The organism is Microbacterium sp. M28, from assembly GCF_025836995.1.
Classification (GTDB): Bacteria; Actinomycetota; Actinomycetes; order Actinomycetales; family Microbacteriaceae; genus Microbacterium.
Map to the genome: position 1 here is coordinate 1581750 of NZ_CP107546.1, position 19923 is coordinate 1601672.

Annotated in this window: 19 protein-coding genes; 17 read left to right on the top strand and 2 right to left on the bottom strand. The window is 69.3% G+C overall.

Going from position 1 to position 19923, the window contains the following annotated elements:
- Positions 1-3 precede the first annotated feature (3 nt).
- The 12 genes from pdxS to OED01_RS07885 all read left to right on the top strand — a co-directional run bounded on the left by pdxS (position 4) and on the right by OED01_RS07885 (position 11714).
- Complete coding sequence (gene pdxS, locus OED01_RS07830; RefSeq protein WP_264157799.1) at positions 4-897, top strand: pyridoxal 5'-phosphate synthase lyase subunit PdxS; 894 nt, start codon at positions 4-6, stop codon at positions 895-897.
- Positions 887-1477 carry a pyridoxal 5'-phosphate synthase glutaminase subunit PdxT gene (gene pdxT / locus OED01_RS07835; protein ID WP_264157800.1) on the top strand — a complete coding sequence of 197 codons (591 nt, stop codon included), beginning with the start codon at positions 887-889 and terminating at the stop codon, positions 1475-1477. The genes pdxS and pdxT overlap by 11 nt, the downstream gene beginning before the upstream one ends.
- Positions 1478-1492: 15 nt before the next feature.
- A complete protein-coding gene (locus OED01_RS07840; RefSeq protein ID WP_264157801.1) occupies positions 1493-2368 on the top strand; it encodes a ribonuclease FAU-1 family protein in 876 nt (291 codons plus the stop codon).
- A 99-nt stretch (positions 2369-2467) separates the two neighbouring features.
- Complete coding sequence (locus OED01_RS07845; protein WP_264157802.1) at positions 2468-3232, top strand: YebC/PmpR family DNA-binding transcriptional regulator; 765 nt, start codon at positions 2468-2470, stop codon at positions 3230-3232.
- Positions 3233-3240: 8 nt separating this feature from the next.
- Positions 3241-3837, top strand: a complete 597-nt coding sequence (locus tag OED01_RS07850; protein WP_264157803.1) for a GrpB family protein — start codon at positions 3241-3243, stop codon at positions 3835-3837.
- A 58-nt stretch (positions 3838-3895) separates the two neighbouring features.
- Positions 3896-4462, top strand: a complete 567-nt coding sequence (gene ruvC, locus OED01_RS07855; protein ID WP_264157804.1) for a crossover junction endodeoxyribonuclease RuvC — start codon at positions 3896-3898, stop codon at positions 4460-4462.
- A gap of 27 nt (positions 4463-4489) precedes the next feature.
- Complete coding sequence (ruvA, locus tag OED01_RS07860) at positions 4490-5104, top strand: Holliday junction branch migration protein RuvA (protein WP_264157805.1); 615 nt, start codon at positions 4490-4492, stop codon at positions 5102-5104.
- A complete protein-coding gene (ruvB, locus tag OED01_RS07865; RefSeq protein WP_264157806.1) occupies positions 5097-6125 on the top strand; it encodes a Holliday junction branch migration DNA helicase RuvB in 1029 nt (342 codons plus the stop codon). The genes ruvA and ruvB overlap by 8 nt, the downstream gene beginning before the upstream one ends.
- A gap of 69 nt (positions 6126-6194) precedes the next feature.
- Positions 6195-6620 carry a preprotein translocase subunit YajC gene (locus tag OED01_RS07870; RefSeq protein WP_264157807.1) on the top strand — a complete coding sequence of 142 codons (426 nt, stop codon included), beginning with the start codon at positions 6195-6197 and terminating at the stop codon, positions 6618-6620.
- A 59-nt stretch (positions 6621-6679) separates the two neighbouring features.
- Positions 6680-8413, top strand: a complete 1734-nt coding sequence (gene secD, locus OED01_RS07875; RefSeq protein WP_264157808.1) for a protein translocase subunit SecD — start codon at positions 6680-6682, stop codon at positions 8411-8413.
- The gene (gene secF, locus OED01_RS07880) at positions 8413-9402 is read left to right on the top strand and encodes a protein translocase subunit SecF (RefSeq protein ID WP_264157809.1); all 990 of its coding nucleotides are present in this window, start codon (positions 8413-8415) and stop codon (positions 9400-9402) included. Before secD ends, secF begins: the two co-directional genes overlap by 1 nt.
- A 65-nt stretch (positions 9403-9467) precedes the next feature.
- Positions 9468-11714, top strand: coding sequence for a RelA/SpoT family protein (locus OED01_RS07885; RefSeq protein ID WP_264157810.1), 2247 nt, complete (start codon positions 9468-9470; stop codon positions 11712-11714).
- Here the strand turns inward: OED01_RS07885 and OED01_RS07890 are convergent.
- Together OED01_RS07890 and OED01_RS07895 are read right to left on the bottom strand one after the other, a co-directional pair.
- Entirely contained in the window at positions 11693-12244 is a 552-nt protein-coding gene (locus tag OED01_RS07890) for a type IV toxin-antitoxin system AbiEi family antitoxin (RefSeq protein WP_264157811.1), read from the bottom strand. The two genes, OED01_RS07885 and OED01_RS07890, sit on opposite strands and share 22 nt — an antisense overlap.
- A 73-nt stretch (positions 12245-12317) precedes the next feature.
- On the bottom strand, positions 12318-13658 hold the full coding sequence (locus OED01_RS07895) for a DUF349 domain-containing protein (RefSeq protein ID WP_264157812.1): 1341 nt from the start codon (positions 13656-13658) through the stop codon (positions 12318-12320).
- Positions 13659-13872: 214 nt separating this feature from the next.
- Between OED01_RS07895 and nirB the strand changes: the two genes are divergently transcribed.
- The 5 genes from nirB to OED01_RS07920 are packed head-to-tail and all read left to right on the top strand — an operon-like array spanning position 13873 to position 19894.
- On the top strand, positions 13873-16452 hold the full coding sequence (gene nirB, locus OED01_RS07900; RefSeq protein WP_318841133.1) for a nitrite reductase large subunit NirB: 2580 nt from the start codon (positions 13873-13875) through the stop codon (positions 16450-16452).
- Positions 16449-16811 carry a nitrite reductase small subunit NirD gene (gene nirD / locus OED01_RS07905; protein WP_264157813.1) on the top strand — a complete coding sequence of 121 codons (363 nt, stop codon included), beginning with the start codon at positions 16449-16451 and terminating at the stop codon, positions 16809-16811. Before nirB ends, nirD begins: the two co-directional genes overlap by 4 nt.
- Entirely contained in the window at positions 16808-18043 is a 1236-nt protein-coding gene (cobA, locus tag OED01_RS07910; protein WP_264157814.1) for a uroporphyrinogen-III C-methyltransferase, read from the top strand. Before nirD ends, cobA begins: the two co-directional genes overlap by 4 nt.
- The gene (locus OED01_RS07915; protein ID WP_264157815.1) at positions 18040-19170 is read left to right on the top strand and encodes a uroporphyrinogen-III synthase; all 1131 of its coding nucleotides are present in this window, start codon (positions 18040-18042) and stop codon (positions 19168-19170) included. Before cobA ends, OED01_RS07915 begins: the two co-directional genes overlap by 4 nt.
- Before the next feature lie 46 nt (positions 19171-19216).
- Complete coding sequence (locus OED01_RS07920) at positions 19217-19894, top strand: sirohydrochlorin chelatase (RefSeq protein WP_264157816.1); 678 nt, start codon at positions 19217-19219, stop codon at positions 19892-19894.
- The last annotated feature ends 29 nt before the right edge of the window (positions 19895-19923 follow it).

Genomic DNA, 19923 nt, shown 5'->3' on the forward strand with positions numbered 1-19923 from the left:
CCGATGTCCCAGCCAGTCGCCACCGGAACCGGGCGCGTCAAGCGCGGCCTCGCAGAGATGCTGAAGGGCGGCGTCATCATGGACGTCGTCACCGCTGAGCAGGCCAAGATCGCCGAGGACGCCGGCGCCGTCGCCGTCATGGCCCTCGAGCGCGTCCCCGCCGACATCCGGGCTCAGGGCGGGGTCTCGCGCATGAGCGACCCCGACATGATCGACAGCATCATCGACGCCGTCTCCATCCCGGTGATGGCCAAGGCCCGCATCGGCCACTTCGTCGAGGCGCAGGTGCTGCAGGAGCTCGGCGTCGACTACATCGACGAGTCCGAAGTGCTGTCGCCGGCCGACTACGTGAACCACATCGACAAGTACGGCTTCACCGTGCCGTTCGTGTGCGGCGCCACGAACCTGGGTGAGGCGCTTCGTCGCATCAACGAGGGCGCGGCGATGATCCGTTCCAAGGGCGAGGCCGGCACGGGCGACGTCTCCGAGGCCATGAAGCACATCCGCCGGATCCGCGGCGAGATCGCAGCCCTCACGGCTCTGCCGAAGGACGAGCTCTTCGTCGCGGCGAAGGAGCTGCAGGCCCCGTACGACCTGGTCGCCGAGATCGCCGAGACCGGGAAGCTCCCCGTCGTCCTGTTCGTCGCCGGCGGCGTCGCCACGCCGGCGGATGCCGCGATGATGATGCAGCTCGGGGCTGATGGCGTGTTCGTCGGCTCCGGCATCTTCAAGTCGGGCAACCCGGCGGAGCGCGCGAAGGCCATCGTGAAGGCCACGACCTTCTTCGACGACCCGAAGGTCATCGCCGAGGTCTCGCGCGGGCTCGGCGAGGCGATGGTCGGGATCAACGTCTCCGATCTCCCCGCGCCGCACCGCCTCGCCGAGCGTGGCTGGTAGTCCGAGGGTCGGCGTCCTCGCCCTCCAGGGCGACGTGCGAGAGCACGCTCGTGTGCTGGAGGGCCTCGGCGCCGCGGTGACGCTCGTCCGGCGCCCCGAGGAGTTGGCGGAGGTCGACGGTCTCGTGCTCCCTGGCGGCGAGTCGACCGTGATCGACAAGCTGGCGCGTGCCTTCGGCCTGGCCGAGCCGCTGCGGGCGGCGATCGCCGGCGGCATGCCGATGTACGGCACCTGCGCCGGGCTCATCCTGCTCGCGGATGCCGTGCTGGACGCAGCGGCGGACCAGCAGAGCTTCGGCGGGCTCGATGTCGTGGTGCGCCGCAACGCCTTCGGCCGGCAGACCGAGTCGTTCGAGACGAGGCTGGATGTCGATGGATTCGATGCCCCGGTGCACGCCACGTTCATCCGCGCGCCTCTGATCGAGACCGTCGGCCCTCGTGCTAAGGCGATCGGTCGGCTTCCGGACGGCGGCGTCGTGGCCGTGGAGCAGGGCGTCCTGCTCGGAACCTCCTTCCACCCGGAGGTGGCGGGCGAGGACCGCTTCCATCGGCGGTTCCTGGAGCATGTCCGGACCCGCTGAACATAGTGTTGCGGCATGCGTCTGCCGATCGGATCCGAGGATGTCAGCACCAGCGGCGGAAACGCCACTCTCATCGGCCGTCGTGGTGAGGGGTGGCTGCCCGTCTCGACGACACCGCCGACCCTGGACGAGGCGATCGCCCTGCTGAGCAGTGACGGCCACGACGGCGGCCCGCTCGAGTCGTCCGTCGATGACGCCGCTTCCGTCGGCGACGCGCGGCCGTTCTTCGCCGCGGGCGAGGTGATCCTGTGGCGCTACCGGCGGTTCATCGAAACGGCGCGCGTCATCCGCGATGACGAGCGCGGCCTCGTCGTGTGGATCCCTTCCGGTTCCGCACGACTCGAGTCGGTCCCGGCGGACGGGCGCAGCAGCCGCGACGTGCCGCTCGAGGAGCGATTCACCGTGCCATGGGTCATCCGCGAGTCCACCTGGCGCGGCGAAGGGATCGTGCGCGTCGCGCCGACGGGAATGCCGTGGTCGATCTGGTTCTTCCGCGACGCCGACGGCACTCCCAGCGGTGCGTACGTGAACCTCGAACTGCCGCATCGGCGCGCGGCGGGAGAGCCCCCGTCGATCTTCACGCGAGACCTCGTGCTGGATGTGTGGGTGGACGCCGGACACCCGGGGTCGGAGGACATCTGGCTGAAGGACGCCGATGAGTTGGACGCCGCCGTCGTGCAGGGGCGGTTCACCGCCGCGCAGGCGGAAGCGATCCGCGCGCTGGCCGATAACGCCTGCCGCCTCTTCATCGCCGACGGTTCCTGGCCGTTGGACGAGGGCTGGGAGTCGTGGATTCCGGATGCCGCCATGGACCAGCCGATCGAGCTGCCGGACGTCCCCGCGATCCGCGACGCACGGCAGCGGACGGGACGCACCAGCATCCACGGCTGATCGACATGTCACCGGTCCGCGCCGCGGAACCGCGTAGAATGAACGGCGCCCTCATCCCGAACGGTTGCAGACGAGGGCGCGAAAACGAGCGGGAGTCATATGTCCGGGCATTCCAAATGGGCCACCACGAAGCACAAGAAGGCCGCGATCGACGCGAAGCGCGCGAAGTCGTGGGCCAAGCTCATCAAGAACATCGAGGTCGCCGCCAAACTGGGCGGTGCTGACCTCCAGGGCAACCCGACCCTGTTCGACGCGGTGCTCAAGGCGAAGAAGACCTCGGTCCCGAAGGACAACATCGACCGTGCGATCAAGCGCGGTGCGGGCATCGGCGGCGAGGCCGTCGAGTACACCTCGATCATGTACGAAGGCTACGGACCCAACGGCGTGGCGCTCATGATCGAGTGTCTGACCGACAACAAGAACCGCGCCGCGGCCGAGGTGCGCACCGCGCTCAGCCGCAACGGCGGAACACTCGCCGACCCCGGCAGCGTCGCCTACAACTTCAGCCGCAAGGGCGTCATCGTCGTGAAGTCCGAGGGGACGACAGAGGACGACGTCATGATGGCGGCTCTCGAGGCCGGCGCCGAGGAGATCGAGCCGCACGCCGAGGGCTTCGAGATCGTCACCGAGGCGACCGATCTGGTGAGCGTCCGCTCCGCTCTCGTCGACGCGGGCATCGAGTACGAATCCGCAGACGTGGAGTTCGTGCCGAACCTCAAGGTCGAGATCGACGCCGACACCGCCCGCAAGATCTTCCGCCTCATCGACGCGCTCGAGGACAGCGAGGACGTGCAGAACGTCTTCAGCAACTTCGACCTGACCGCCGAGGTCCAGGCCGAGCTCGAGAACGACGACGAGGAGTAGGCGCAGACGTGGTGGCGCCGCTGATCGTGCCGTACGACCGGCGGTGGCCACGGGTCGCGGATGACTGGATGGCGCGGGTGCGCGCCGGCCTGGCTGCCGGAAGCCTGCCAGCGGGCTCCGCGATCGAGCACATCGGCTCGACCGCCGTTCCCGGTCTCGCGGCGAAGCCGTTCCTCGATCTCCAGCTGCTCGTGACGCAGATTCCCGAGCCGTCGCGACTCGAATCCGCACTGCGGGATGCCGGCTTCGTCCGAGCGCTCGGATCGCGCCCCGACTCGCCCGGCGTGCACACGGACATCCCGCGGCCCGGATGCTCGGGTGACCGTCACGAGAAGGTCCTCCTGTTCGCCGATACGTCGGAAATGCCGGACCCGATCGACGGCGTCATCCTGCACGTCCGCCGCGCGGACTCGCCGTTCGCGGACTTCGTGAGGGCCTTCCGCGATTGGCTGCGCGCGGACCCGGACGCACGTGCACGCTACGAGACGACCAAACGCGAGCTGGCCGCGGGATTCGCCGACGCCGCCGATTACGACGACTACACCCGCGCGAAGTCCGCGTTCATGGACGACGCGCAGGCGGCGATGGCATGGACCGGCCGCTGAGGGCTGTCGCAGGGCGCGCCGTCGCGATCGGCGGCGCCGCCGCGCATAGCCTGGGGGAGTGACCACCTCGACGATTCGCGTGCTCGGGATCGACCCCGGCCTGACCCGGTGCGGCATCGGCGTGGTCGACGTCGGTCGTTCGCGGCGTGCGAGCCTCGTGCACGTCGGCGTCGTCCGGACCCCGGTCGATGCTCCGGTCGGAGAACGGCTCGCGGCCGTCGCCGCGGGGATCCGGGAGGTCGTGGCGGCCTACGCCCCGGATGCGGTGGCTGTGGAGCGCGTGTTCGCGCAGCACAACAGCCACTCCGTGATGGGGACGGCGCAGGCCAGCGGTGTCGCGCTGCTGGTCGCCGCCGAGGCAGGCCTGCCGGCGCAGACGCACACACCGAGCGAGGTCAAGGCCGCCGTGACCGGCTACGGCTCCGCGGACAAGAAGCAGGTGCAGTCGATGATCGCGCGCATCCTGCGTCTGGACGCCCCGCCGCAGCCGGCGGACGCGGCGGATGCCCTCGCCATCGCGCTGTGCCACGCGTGGCGTCGTGACGCCGCCGTCGCCCGCATCGGCGGCGGTCTGACTCCGGCGCAGCGCGCGTGGGCAGAGGCCGAGCGTGTCGCTCGAACATAACTACGATCCGTCTTCTAGGCTGGGCAGATGATCTCCTCCCTGCACGGCGTCGTTCTGCACGCCACGTCCGATCAGGTCGTCATCGAGGTCGGCGGCGTGGGTTTCTCCGTCGCTGTGCCGGCTGACGTCGCGCACACGGCCCGCGTGGGGGAGCGGCTTCAACTGCACACCAGCCTCATTGTCCGCGAAGACGCCCTCAGTCTGTTCGGTTTCGCGGAGCGGGACGAGCTCGAGATCTTCGGCCTGCTCCTCGGTGTCACAGGGGTCGGCCCGAAATCCGCTCTCGGAGTGCTGTCGCACATGACCGTTGACCAGATCGCCGAAGCGGTCACGGCCGAGGACGATGCCCCGTTCCGGCGCGTGTCCGGCATCGGGCCCAAGACAGCGAAGCTCATCGTCCTTCAGCTCGCCGGCAAGGTGCAGGCCCCGGCGCCGACCACGCGCACCGGTGCGGTGGCGCCGGATGTCGTCGACCAGGTGACGGCGGCGCTGATCGGATTGGGCTGGTCGGAGAAGGTCGCCGCCGAAGCGGCGGCACAGACGGTCGGCGAGGCCAGTGAGGCCGAGCGGTCATCGGTCTCGGCGCTGCTACGCCGCACGCTCGCGCTGCTCGGGCCGGCTCAGGGAGGCGGCCGTGGCTGACGCCCGTGACGCCGCGGAGCCGCAGGACGAGGTCGAGCTCGCGATCGAGGGCGCGCTGCGCCCCGGCAGCCTCGGCGAGTTCGTCGGCCAGCCCAAGGTGCGCGGTCAGCTGCAGCTGCTGCTCGAAGCCGCCCGCATCCAGCAGCGACCGGCCGATCACATCCTCCTCGCCGGACCTCCTGGTCTCGGCAAGACGACGCTCGCCATGATCGTCGCGCATGAGAGCGATCGGCCGCTGCGGCTCAGCAGCGGCCCCGCGATCCAGCACGCCGGCGACCTGGCGGCGCTGCTGTCCAGCCTGGTCGCCGGTGAGGTGCTCTTCATCGACGAGATCCACCGCATGGCTCGCTCAGCCGAGGAGATGCTGTACCTCGCCATGGAGGACTTCCGCATCGACATCATGGTCGGAAAGGGTGCCGGGGCCACCAGCATCCCGCTGGATCTGGCACCCTTCACTCTGGTCGGCGCCACCACTCGCTCCGGACTCCTCCCGAACCCGCTGCGCGACCGCTTCGGATTCACCGGCCACCTCGAGTTCTACGACGAATCCGACCTCGAGAAGGTCATCGCCCGCTCGGCGCTGGTCCTCGACGTCCGCGTGCCGGAGGACGCGCGTGCGGAGATCGCGCGGCGCTCACGAGGGACGCCGCGTATCGCGAACCGGCTGCTGCGCCGCGTCCGCGACTACGCGCTCGTGCACGGCGCCGGCCGCGAGGCCTCCATGGCGGACGTGCGTGCGGCGCTCGAGCTCTACGACGTCGACCCGATCGGGCTCGACCGGCTCGACCGCGCCGTGCTGGACACACTCGTGCGGCGATTCCGCGGGGGACCGGTCGGGCTCAGCACTCTCGCCGTCGCGGTGGGCGAAGAGGCCGAGACGGTCGAGAGCGTGGTGGAGCCGTACCTCGTGCGGATCGGGTTCCTGGGCAGGACGCCCCGTGGCCGTGTGGCGATGCCGGAGGCGTACGCGCATCTCGGCGTCGCGCATCCGGAGGGGTCCGCATTGTTCGATGACCTATAATCGCTGAAGGCTTCCCCCGACCCCTCTTTTGCACGCTCTGGCGCGTGCGCCCTGGAAAGGTTCCTCCTGATGGAAATCATGCTGTTCGGTCTTCTTGCGGTTCTTCTGATCTTCATGGTGATCAACACCCGCAAGCGCAACAAGCAGATGAAGGCCGAGCAGGAGGAGAAGGCGCAGAAGACCATCCCCGGCGCCAAGGTGCTCCTGCAGGGCGGCCTGTACGGCACGGTCGTGTCGTTCGACCCCGAGAACCTCGACCAGCCGGCGCAGATCGAGCTCGCGCCCGGCGCGGTCGTCGAGGTGCACAGCCAGGCGATCCTGCGCGTCGTCGAGCCCACCGAGGACATCGAGGACGACTCCGAGATCGACGAGGACGTCGCCCACGTCGCGACGGACGAGTCCGCGGATGCCGCGGTCGCCGATGACGCCGCGTACGGTGTCGAGACGCCCGAGCAGACGCGTGCGCGTCTCGAGGGCGACACCGACGGCAAGTAGCATCGCAGCGCGTAGCACGCACAACTTCCCCGCCGGACTTCTCAGAAAGCGCGACTCACGTGGCATCCTCCACTCCGACCCGTCATGCATGGCGGGTCCTCCTCGGCCTGCTCCTGGTGACGGCCGCCCTGTTCGGCATCAATGCCCTCGGCGTCTACGGCTTCAAGCAGAGCTCGTGGACTCCTGAGCTCGCGCTCGACCTCCAGGGCGGCACCCAGATCATCCTGAGCGCCGTGACGGAGGACGGCTCGGACCCGACGCAGGAGCAGCTCGACCAGGCGGCGGACATCATCCGTCAGCGCGTTGACGCGTCCGGCGTCGCCGAGGCCGACATCACGACCGAGGGCGGCCGCAACATCGTCGTCCAGATCCCCGGCGAGGCGGACGAGGAGACGCGCGAGCGGATCCAGGCGGCCGCACAGCTCGAACTGCGTCCGGTGATCTACACGACCGCCGCCGCGACCGAGTTCACCGGCGACGACGGAAACGCCACGCCGTACCCGACCCCCGACCCATCGGCGAACGACGTGCCGAGCGCCGAGCCGACCGACTCGAGCGACCTGTCCTGGGTCACGGAGAAGCTGCAGCAGGAGTTCCTCGCTTACGACTGCACGGATCCGCAGAACGATCCGTCCAACGCGCCGGCCGACAAGCCGCTCATCACCTGCGACGACCTGGGCACGACCAAGTACATCCTCGGCCCGCAGGAACTCGACGGCACCGCCATCGACGACGCGACCAGCGGGCGCGACCCGCGCACCGCCGCCTGGATCGTGCAGCTCGATCTGGACGACGACGGTGCCGGCGTGTTCGGCGAGATCAGTCAGCGCCTGTACCAGAACAAGCTCGATGGCCTGAGCCCGCGCGACCAGTTCGCCTTCGTGCTCGACGGCAAGGTGATCTCCGCTCCGCAGATGAACGGCGTCATCCTGGACGGCAACCCGAGCATCTCGGGCAACTTCACGCAGGAGAGCGCCCAGGTCCTCGCGGACCAGCTGAAGTACGGTGCGCTCCCGCTGAGCTTCAGCGTGGAGAGCTCGGACACCGTCTCGGCCACGCTCGGCACGCAGCAGTTGCAGATCGGCCTCATCGCGGGTCTGATCGGTCTCGTGCTGGTCGCGCTGTACTCGCTGTTCAGCTACCGCGCCCTCGGCTGGGTGATCATCGCATCGATCGCCGTCATGGCGGTGCTGACGTACATCATCATCTGCATCCTGGCCTGGCGCATCGGCTACCGGCTCTCGCTCGCGGGCGTCGCGGGTCTGATCGTGTCGATCGGGTTCACGGCCGACTCGTTCATCGTGTACTTCGAACGCATCCGAGACGAGCTCCGAGACGGGAAGTCCGTCACCTCGGCCGTCGAGGACGGCTGGGGCCGCGCGAAGCGCACCATCTACATCTCGAAGTCCATCAACATCCTCGCCGCCGTCGTGCTGTACATCCTCGCGGATGCCACGGTGAAGGGCTTCGCCTTCACGCTGGGTCTGACGACCCTCATCGACGTGTTCATCTTCGTGATCTTCACGCACCCGGTGATGCAGCTCCTGGTGCGGACGAAGTTCTTCGGCGAGGGCCACAAGCTGTCCGGACTCGATCCGGAGAGCCTCGGGGCCGTCTACCACACGAGGACGCAGTTCCGGCAGGTGGAGACCGCGACCGCGGGTCGCGGCGCGAAGAACGCCCGCTCCCGGGCGGAGGCCGACCGCCGGCAGACGATCGCCGAGCGCAAGCGCGCCGAAGCCTTGGCGACCGGCGATCCGACGAGCACGACCGGAAAAGAGGGCGAGCACTGATGTTCTCCATGAATGAGTTCGGCAACAACCTCTACACGGGCAAGACCTCGTTCCCGTTCGTCGCCAAGCGTCGACTGTGGTTCTGGATCGCGATCGCGCTCGTCGTCGGGTCGATCCTCGTGCTGTTCATCCGCCCTCCGCAGTTCTCGATCGAGTTCACCGGCGGCTCGCAGTTCACGGTGACCGCCCCCGATTCGACGGATCAGAGCCTCGCCACGGACGCCGTGCACGAGGTCGTTCCCGACGCGACCACCAAGGTCGCCGTCATCGGTGGCACGGATGTCCGCGCGCAGACCTCGCAGATGAGCGCCGCCGAGACGCAGCAGGTCGCTGCGGCCCTCGCCGAGGCGTACGGGGTCGAGCAGAGCGAGGTCACCTCGTCGTTCATCGGCCCTGCGTGGGGTGAGAGCGTCACCCGGCAGTCCCTGTGGGGCCTCGCGATCTTCCTGGCGCTGACGTTCCTGATCCTGGCGATCTACTTCCGCACCTGGAAGATGTCCGCCGCGGCGATCCTGGGTCTGCTCGATGTGTTGGTCATCACGGTCGGTGTGTACTCGCTGGCCGGGTTCGAGATCTCTCCCGCCGCCGTGATCGGGTTCCTGACGATCCTCGCGTACTCCCTGTACGACACCACCGTCGTGTTCGACAAGATCAGGGAGAACACCACCGAGGACGGGGAGAAGTCCGCCCGCCTGTTCGGCGAGTCGGTCAACCTCGCTGTCAACCAGACGCTGATCCGCTCCATCAACACGTCAGTGGTGGCCGCGCTGCCGGTCGGCGCGATCCTGTTCATCGGCGCCTTCTGGCTCGGCGCGGAGACGCTCACCGACATCTCGCTGTCGATCTTCATCGGCATCCTCGTAGCGACGTACTCCACGCTGTTCGTGGCGGCACCGCTGTACTCGTTGTTCCGTGAGAAGGAGCCGGCCATCGCCGAGCGCGACGCCCGCATCCGCGAGGCTCGGGATCGCGCCGTCGCCGGTGTCTGACGCTTCGGGGGTGGGGCCGGCGCCCCTCCCAGGCGCGTAGGATTGCAGAGCCCAGGAGGTAGGCGATGGCGGAGGCGAACACGCAGGCGCAGGGATCCAGTCTCAGACGACTCGTTCCTCGCATCTTCTCGCGCGCGCCCCGCGTCGACGACCTCGACATGCTCAACCGCACGGTCCGTGCGAACCACCCGAAGGGCGACCTGGCGATCATCGATCGCGCCTATGCCGTCGCCAAGGAGAAGCACACCGGACAGAAGCGCCAGAGCGGCGAGCCGTACATCACGCATCCGCTCGCGGTCGCTCAGATCCTCGCGGAACTCGGTCTCGGCCCTCGCGCCATCGCGGCGGCACTGCTGCATGACACCGTGGAGGACACCGGCTACGCGCTGAGCGAGCTGACCGCCGAGTTCGGCGACGAAGTCGCGATGCTCGTCGACGGCGTCACGAAGCTCGACAAGGTCAAGTACGGCGAGAGCGCGCAGGCGGAGACCGTCCGCAAGATGATCGTCGCGATGTCGAAGGACATCCGCGTGCTGCTCATCAAGCTCGCCGACCGCCTGCACAACGCACGGACCTGGGGCTTCGTCCCGCCGGCGAAGGCCGCGAAGAAAGCCAAGGAGACGCTCGAGATCTATGCGCCGCTGGCGCACCGCCTCGGCATCCAGGCGATCAAGAGCGAACTCGAGGATCTCTCGTTCGCCGTGCTGCACCCCAAGATCTACGCCGAGATCAACAGCCTGATCGCGCAGCGCACCCCGCAGCGCGAGAAGTACCTCGGGCAGGTCATCGAGGCGATCGACGAGGATCTGCGCGACCTCCGCATCCGCGGCAAGGTCGTCGGACGCCCCAAGCAGCTGTACTCCGTCTACCAGAAGATGGTCATCCGCGGACGCGAGTTCGATGACATCTACGACCTCATCGGCATCCGCGTCCTCGTCGGGTCGGTTCGCGACTGCTACGCGGTGCTCGGGGCGATCCACGCGCGCTGGACCCCGCTGCCCGGCCGCTTCAAGGACTACATCGCGACGCCGAAGTTCAACCTCTACCAGTCGCTGCACACGACCGTGATCGGCCCGAGCGGCCGCACGGTCGAGATCCAGATCCGCACGCATGAGATGCATCAGCAGGCCGAGTTCGGTGTCGCGGCGCACTGGATGTACAAGGAGCGGATGAACGGCGGCAAGGCCGAGCTCCGTGCCTCCGACACCGACATGGCCTGGCTCGCGCACATCTCGGACTGGCAGGCCGAGACCGCCGACCCTGGCGAGTTCCTCGATTCGCTGCGGTTCGAGATCGGTGCCAAGGAGGTCTACGTCTTCACGCCGAAGGGGCGTGTGATCGGTCTGCCGGCCGGTGCGACTCCGGTCGACTTCGCCTACGCGGTGCACACCGAGATCGGGCACCGCACGATGGGTGCGAAGGTCAACGGGCGTCTCGTCCCGCTGGAATCCGAGCTCTCCAGCGGAGACGTGGTCGAGGTCTTCACCTCGAAGAACCCCGACGCCGGACCCAGCCAGGACTGGCTCGGCTTCGTCAAGAGCACTCGTGCCCGCAACAAGATCCGCGGATGGTTCACCAAGGAACGCCGCGAAGAGGCGATCGAGCAGGGCAAGGAGGCCATCGCCCGTGCGATGCGCCGACAGAACCTGCCCCTGCAACGGTTGATGAGCCAGGAGTCGTTCTCGGAGCTCGCGCGTCAACTGCACTACGAGGACGTCTCGGCGCTGTACGCCGCCGTGGGTGAAGGACACGTCTCCACGCAGTCGGTGATCGAGAAGGTCACCGCCCTGGTGGCGGCGGAGGAGACCAACACCGGCGCGATCACGATCCCTGTCGTCCCCTCCCGTGAGCCGCGAGCCGGCGACTCGGGCGTTCTGGTGCGCGGTGCGTCCGACATCCTGGTGAAGCTGGCGAAGTGCTGCACCCCGGTTCCCGGCGACGCGATCGTCGGCTTCGTGACGCGCGGCAGCGGCGTTTCCGTGCATCGCTCCGACTGCGTGAACGTGAAGGCGCTCAGCGCCGATGAGCAGCGCTTCGTCGACGTCGAGTGGGGTCCGACGTCCAAGAGCGTGTTCCGCGTGCAGATCCAGGTCGAAGCACTCGACCGATCAGGGCTGCTGTCGGACGTCACGCGGGTGCTCAGCGAGCACCACGTGAACATCCTGTCGGCGACGGTCACCACCACCGACGAGCGCCTCGCCCTCAGCCGGTTCGTCTTCGAGATGGGTGACGCCGTGCACCTCGATCGCGTGCTGAACGCGGTGCGCCGGATCGACGCGGTCTACGACGTCTACCGCGTGACCTCCTCGTAGGAGGATTCGAGCACCGCGATCGCCTGGCGCTTCCCGGGGAGTCTCTCGCGGGCACGCAGCAGGTCGACCGCCGCACCCACCTGATCAACATCCGTTCGTACCAGCGCGAGCAGCCACGCACGGACGCCGTCGGTGCGGGCTGAGCGTGCGAGATCCACGAGCGTAGCGGTCACCGTGAGCACTCGGACGCCCCCGGCCGTCTGGATTTCGTGTTCCGGTACGACGCCGTCGTGCAGCACGACCGAGCCATCCGATGGCGCCCGCAGCCGGCGTGCCACGTGCGGTCGCACGTGGCACCTGGCCGGTGGCCGGTCGCCGGCGCCGTGGGCCCAGGCCGCGGTGATCCCTGAGACGACGTGCTCATCGCGGATGCGCGGGGCAAGTGTCGCCAGGCGTGCGTCCAGGGTCTCGGGGATGTCGGCGGGCAGGAACGCGTCACCCACTTCGAACAGCAGGCCGTCCAGACGCATCGCCGTCAGCTCGGCGTCGGACAGACGCGTTCCCGGTCGATAGAGGAGGCCGGGATGCATGTGCCCCAGTGTGCACGAAGCCGCCCTCCGGATGGACCGGAGGGCGGCTTCTGTGGAGAATCGGTGAAGGCGCTCAGCTGCCCAGCGCGTTGAGCCAGGCTCGGCGCGCTTCCAGGGCGTCTGCGGCCGCGGCCGCGGCCTTCTTGTCGCCCGCCTTCTCGGCTGCGGCCTTCTCGGCTTCGAGCTTCTCGATCGCGTCCAGCAGCTGCTGGCTCATGTCGTTCGCCCGCGCCTTGGTCTCGGGGTTGTTCTTCTTCCAGTCCACTTCCTCGCGGGCTTTGAGAGCCTGCTCGATGACGCGGAGTCTGTCGTCGAGCGCACGCTCCTTGTCGCGCGGGAAGATCCGGCCGACCTCATCCCACTGCCGTTGAATTCCGGTCAGCAGCGCACGGGCGCGCTTGATGTTCGGCTCGTCCGCCACTGCCTTGGCCTGCTCGAGCAGTGCCGTGCGGGCCTCGATCTTCGGGGCCGAATCGGCTTCCTCGGCTGCGCTCTGCTCGGCGCGCGCGGCGTACAGGGCGTCGCCGGCCGCCTTGAAGCGGGCCCACAGCGCGTCGTCCACCTTGCGGCCGGCACGGCCGGCGGCCTTCCACTCGTCTAGCAGCGCGCGATAGGACGGGATGCCGTCGACACCGCGCGGTGCCAGGGCCTCAGCCCGCTCGACGAGGCGCGTCTTGACGTCGCGCGCGGCCTTGTGGGTCTCGTCGAGCTCGGCGTAGAACGCGCGGCGCTGACGGTCGATCGTGGCACGAGCGTCGCGGAATCGCTTCCACAGCTGCTGCGAGACGGACTTCGGCAGACGCGGACCGTTCTGCTGCTGCGCCTGCCAGGTGTCGAACAGCTCGGTCACCTCGGCGGTGACCTGCTTCCAGTGCGCCTTGGACAGGTCGCCCGCGGCGATGGTCTCGATGCGCTCCACCAGCACGGTGCGCTCGGCGATCGCCTGGTCCAGCAGCTCCTTGGCCTGCTCGGCCTCCTGCGCGCTGGCCTCGGCCAGGGAGGCGGTCAGGGCGTCGAGGCGCTCACGGAGTCCTGCGAGATCGCCCACGGCCGCGGCATCCGTGACCTCCTTGACCAGGTGCGAAGCCTGGGCCGTCAGCTCGCCGGCGGCCGCTCCGCCGGCGGCGAGGCGCTGCTCGAGCGTGGTGACCTTGAACGCGAGGTCCTCGAACTTGCGGACGAAGTAGGCCAGTGCTTCGTCACCGGACGCATCCGGGTACTGCCCGACGACGCGCCAGGTGTCGCCTTCGCGCACCTCGACGGTGCCGTCTTCCGTGACGCGACCCCAGTCGGCTGCGCCGGCGATCGTCGGCGCCGCGGGTGCGGCGGGGGCGACGGGGACGCGCGGCGGACCGGGAACCCGCGGTGGTGCGGGAACGGGGGGAGTCGGCTTCGGCGATTCGGTGGCAGACACGATGTGCTCCTTGCGCGGTCATCCCGCGGGAGGTGAAAGGGACGGTGATCAGCCTAGTATGCGCGGCGCTGCGGCTCAGCTTCCGGCGGGCCCCTGCGCCCTCACATGTTCGTTACTGATTTGTGAGCGGATCGTTCGACGCGCGTAACGGAGGCCGGACATTGCGCGAAACACCGCCGATCTACCGTCGGGAGCACCGAACACAGGAGGCACCGTGAGAGAACGACTGGCAGCATCATCCGATGTGCTCGTGGTGGGCGCCGGCATGGTCGCGCATCGTTTCGTCGAGAGCCTGCTCACCCGCACGGATGACGGGCTCGCCGTCACCGTCATCGGAGACGAGGGCCGCGCACCCTACGATCGCGTGGGCCTCACGTCGTTCTTCTCGGGTGCGACGCCGGACGATCTCACCCTCGACCGGCAGGTGCTGGACGACGAGCGGGTGCACTTCATCGGCGGAGATCGGGTCATCGGCATCGACCGGCGCAGGCGCACGGTGCGGACGCGATCCGGACTCGACTACGGCTACGGCACCCTTGTCCTCGCCACGGGCTCGTACGCGGCGCGGGTCGCGGTCGACGGCTCCGATCTGCCCGGATGCTTCGTGTACCGCACGCTCGACGACGTCGCCGGGATGCGGGCCTTCGTCGAGCGACGCACGGCCGAACTCGGCCGCCCGCTGCGCGGAGCGGTGATCGGCGGCGGGCTGCTCGGTCTGGAGGCGGCCGGCGCGCTGCAGGGTCTCGACGTCGAGTGCACGGTCGTCCAGTCGTCCGATCGGCTGATGTCGGCCCAGCTCGACTTCGCCGGCGGCACGATGTTGCGCCGACTGATCGAATCGCGCGGCATCGCCGTGCGGACGCAGAGCCGCACCACTCGCCTGGACCCGGACGCGTCGGGGTCCGTCACCCAGTTGCAGTTCCAGGACGGCAGCATGCACGCGGCGGACATCGTCGTGTTCACGGTCGGCGTCCGCCCGCGCGACGAGCTCGCGCGCAACGCCCAGCTGGCGGTCCACCCGACCGGTGGCGTGCTGATCGATGACCGATGCCGCACAGCGGACGAGAACATCCTCGCGATCGGCGAGGTCGCCAACTACGACGGCCGCTCGGTCGGTCTCGTGGCGCCCGGATACGCGATGGCCGAGGTCGCCGCGACGCGGCTGCTGGGCGGCGACGCCACCTTCCCCGGCTATGACGAATCCGCCAAGCTCAAGCTCTCCGGTGTCGACGTGGCCAGCTTCGGCGACGCGATGGCCACGACGCCGAACGCCCTCGACGTCGTCTACGCCGACCCGGTGGCCGGCGTCTACAAGAAGCTCGTGCTCTCCGATGACGCGAAGACGCTGTTGGGCGGCATCCTCGTCGGAGATGCCTCCGCATACGGGTCTCTCCGTCCGCTCGTCGGCGCGCCGCTGGGTGCGGATCCGGCTGCCTACCTGATGCCGGAGGGGGGTGTCGAGGCGCCGACGGGCGAACTTCCGGACGCCGCGGTGGTGTGCTCGTGCTCGAACGTCTCGGCCGGCCGCATCCGCCAGGCTGTGCACGAGGAAGGCTGCATGGACGCCGGTGCCGTCAAGGCGTGCACCAAGGCAGGCGCCACCTGCGGTTCGTGCATCTTCACGGTCAAGAAGCTCGTCGGGCAGGAGCTGTCGAAGCTCGGGCAGACGGCATCGAACGCGCTGTGCGAGCACTTCGACATGTCGCGCCGACAGCTGTTCGACGCGGTGCGGGTCTCGGGCCTGACGACGTTCAGCGCCGTCATCGCCCGCTTCGGCCGGGGCCGCGGCTGCGATGTCTGCAAGCCGGCGCTGGCCAGCATCCTGGCGGTGCTCGTGGGCGAGCACGTGCTGGCAGGCGAGAACGCAGCCCTTCAGGACACCAACGACCACGTGATGGCGAACATGCAGAAGGACGGCACGTACTCAGTCGTCCCGCGGATGCCTGGCGGCGAGGTGACGCCTCAGGGCCTCATCGCCATCGGCCGGATCGCCGACGACTACGGCCTGTATACGAAGATCACGGGCGGCCAGCGCATCGACATGTTCGGGGCGCGACTCGAGCAGCTGCCCGAGATCTGGCAGCGGCTGGTCGATGCGGGCTTCGAATCGGGTCAGGCTTACGGCAAGGCCCTTCGCACCGTGAAGTCGTGCGTCGGATCCACCTGGTGCCGGTACGGGGTCCTGGACTCGGTGGGGATGGCCGTACGCCTCGAGCTGCGCTACCGCGGGCTCCGGTCGCCGCACAAGTTGAAGGTCGGCGTCTCCGGCTGCGCCCGCGAGTGCGCCGAGGCTCGAGGCAAGGACGTCGGGGTCATCGCCACCGAGACCGGCTGGAACATGTACGTCGGCGGCAACGGCGGCTTCTCGCCCCGTCATGCCGAGCTGCTGGCATCCGACCTCGACGACGAAGGACTCATCCGGGCGATCGACCGGTTCTTCATGTACTACATCCGCACGGCCGACCGGCTGCAGCGGACGGCCGGATGGTGCGAGGAGCTCGAGGGCGGACTCGACGGCCTCAAGGAGGTCATCTTCGACGACAGCCTCGGCATCTGCGCGGATCTGGATGCAGCGATGGCGATGCACGTCGACCGCTACGAGGACGAGTGGGCCGCGACTCTGCGCGACCCGGAGAAGCTGCGCCGGTTCGAGTCCTTCGTGAACGCCTCGGACACGCCTGACCCGTCCCTCGCCTACGTCGCGGAGCGCGGTCAGGTGCGTCCGGCGACCGCGCAGGAGCGTGCCGAGGGCGGCGTGCTGATCGCAGGAACCACTTTGGAGGTGCGCCGATGACCATCGCGGCAGAGCAGCAGACCCTGATCCGCGTGTGCGCGATCGCAGACCTCGAGGTCGAACGCGGCAGGGCCGCACTGTTCGGGACGACCCAGATCGCCCTGTTCCTCCTCGCAGACGGCAGCGTCCACGCCGTCGCCAACCTCGATCCGTACAGCGGCGCGAACGTCATGTCCCGGGGCATCGTCGGCACTCGAGGCGACGCGCCGACCGTCGCTTCCCCGATGCACAAGCAGGTGTTCGATCTGCGCACCGGCGAGTGTCTCGACGCGCAGGGCAAGACGCCGATCGCGCTGCGCCGCTGGCCCGTCGTCATCATCGACGAGGTCGTCCACATCGACGCCGAGGAGCTGCGATGACGCTCATGCTCTCGGTCGCGTTGACCGGCCGTGACGTCCTGCTGGTCGGCGGGGGAGCCGTGACGGCCCGACGCCTGCGCAGGTTCCTCGCCGAGGGTGCCCGCGTGCGGGTGGTCGCCCCCGATCTGCACCCGGAGACCGCAGCCCTCGTCGAGGCCCATGCGATCCCGTGGCGACGCGGGACGTTCCGCGGCTCCGACCTCCGCGGTGCGTGGCTCGTGCACGCCGCCACCGGACGGCAGCGTGTCGATCGGGACATCGCAGCCCGGTGCGAACGCCGCAGAGTGCTCTGCATTAACGCCGGCGACGGCGGACACGGTTCGGCCAGGATGACCGCTCAGGTGGACTCCGGCGACATCACCGTCGCCGTGACGAGCACGGTCGGTGTCGACCCGCGCCGCAGCGCCACGGTGCGCGACGCGATCGGCGATCAGCTCGCCGAAGGACGACTGCCGCTGCGGCGGCAGCGGGAAGGCGGCCCCGGGCGAGTCGATCTCGTCGGCGGCGGCCCAGGCCCCGCCGACCTGATGACGGTTCGTGCGCGGCGGCTGATCGCGGAGGCCGACGTGATCGTCGCCGATCGGCTCGGACCGACGATCGAGGTGCTCCAGGCGATCGACCCGCACGTGCAGGTCATCGACGTGGGCAAGCGCCCCGGCAGCCACCCCGTACCGCAGGAGGAGATCAACCGCCTCATCGTCGAGCACGCCGCGGCCGGTCGCCGCGTCGTGCGGCTGAAGGGCGGAGACCCGTTCGTGTTCGGTCGCGGCGGGGAGGAGATGCAGGCGTGCCTGGCCGCGGGCATCCCGGTCGACGTCGTGCCGGCGCCGTCCAGCGCGATCGCCGTTCCGCAGGCGGCCGGAATCCCGGTGACCCACCGCGGCACGGCATCCGCGATCCACGTGGTGAACGGTCAGGGGCCGATCACGACCAGTACGCTGGAGTCGATGGCGGATGACTCTGTGACGACAGTCGTGCTGATGGGCGTCGCCGCCCTCGGCGGGATCGTCGACGCAGCGCTGCGGCACGGCATCGCGGCGGATCGCCCTATGGCGTTCGTCGAGAGCGGGCACACGCCGCAGCAGCGGACGACGCGGACGACGCTGGGTCGCGCGTCCGAGGACGCCGCAGCCATCGGCCTGCGCAACCCCGCCGTCATCGTGATCGGCGATGTGGCGCGTGCTGATCTGCTCATGCCCGCGCCCGAGCGGATCGGGGCATCCCTGGCGTGACAGAACGACCCCAGCTCGAGGCCGTGCTCACCGGCTGCACCATGGTGATCGCCGCCGAACGGCGCGCCGGCGACCTCGCGACCGCGTTGGAACGGCGCGGCGCGCAGGTGTACCGGGCGCCCGCCCTCAGCATCCTTCCCAACGCCGACGACGACGTCCTCCTGGAACGCACCCGCGCGCTCATCGCCCATCCTCCGGATGTCGTGATCGTCACCACCGGCGTCGGATTCCGCGGGTGGATCGACGCCGCGCACGAGAACGGACTCGCGGAGGACCTGGCCGAGGCGTTCCGCGGCACGCAGTTCGTCGCGAGAGGCCCCAAGGCGCATGGCGCGATCCAGCAGGCGGGCTTCGTCGCCGATTGGGTCGCCGAATCCGAGACGGCTGCCGAAGTGGGGGAGTACCTCACGGTGAGCGGCGTCGCCGGACGTCGGATCGCGATCCAGCACCACGGCGCCGGGTCGGACGGTCTGGACGAACTCATGACGCAGCACGGAGCGGATGTCGTGAACATCACCGTGTACCGCTGGGGCCCGCCGCCGGATCCCAAGATCGTGAGCCGTTCCGCGATGCAGGCGGCCACCGGCGAGGTGGACGCGGTCCTGTTCACCTCGGCGCCAGGCGCCGCGGAGTGGATCAGAGCGGCGGAGCGCGGCGGGCGTCTGGAGGCGATCCGCGAGCGAGCCACCTCCGGACGGTTGCTGCTGGCTTCCGTCGGCCCTGTGACGGCGACGCCGCTCGACGCGGCCGGCCTGCGCACGACGCTCGCGGTCCGCGGGCGCCTCGGATCGCTCGTGCGATGCGTCGTGGATCACTACGCCACGGGCCTGGCGCCGCAGCTGATCACCATGGCGGGGACCATCGAAGTGCGAAGCGGCGGTGCGCTGGTCGACGGCCGGTTCATCCCGCTCTCGCGCGCCTCGGCCAACGTGCTCGGAGCACTGTTCGACGCCGGCGGACGCGTGCTGTCGCGCGAGGAGCTGGGCCGAGTGCTGCCACGCGGTGGCGAGAACGCGCATGCGGTCGAGATGGCGATCGCGCGACTGCGAGAAGCTCTGGGCTGTCCGGATGCCGTGAAGACGGTGATCAAGCGCGGGTATCGTCTCACCGTGGTGGAGACGCCGTGACCCCCGGCGCCGCGGCGCAACCGGAGACAACGTCCCAGGAGGACTCATGACGACCCTGATCGCGTGCTCGCACGGCACGGACTCGGCCGACGGTCAGCGCACGATCGAAGAGCTCGTCGCGCTGGTGCGCGAACAGATCCCGCGCACCAGGGTGGTCCAGGCGTTCGTCGACGTGCAGGAACCGGACATCGCCTCGGTCGTCGACCGCGCGGTCGAGGACGACGACGTGGTCGTGGTGCCGCTGCTGCTCTCCGTGGGCTTCCACACCGCCGTCGACATCGCCAGGGCCGTGCGCCGCCATGCCGGGGTGCGGCAGGCCGAGCCCCTGGGTACGCATCCGCTCGTCGCTCAGGTCCTCGCGACGCGGCTCCGGGCGGCGATCGGAGGCACATGGGTCGACGGAGACGCCGTGGTGCTGGCCGCCGCCGGCTCCAGCAACCCGGCCGCGATCGCGGACGTCGAGACCGCAGCGGAACGGCTGCGCTCGCTGATCCCCGCGCCCGTGACGATCGGCTACGCCTCGGCGATCGATCCGCGGATCCCCGAGGCCGTGCAGGCCGCGCGGGATGCCGGAGCTCGGCGCGTCATCGCCGCCAGCCACGTCCTCGCGCCCGGCTACTTCGCCGGACTCGTCCAGGCGGCGGGCGCCGACCTCGTCTCGGCGCCCCTGGGCGCCGATCTCCGCATGGCCGAGGTCGTCGTCGACCGGTTCCGGTCGGCCTGACACAGGAAGGAGGGCGAAGCGATCCGATC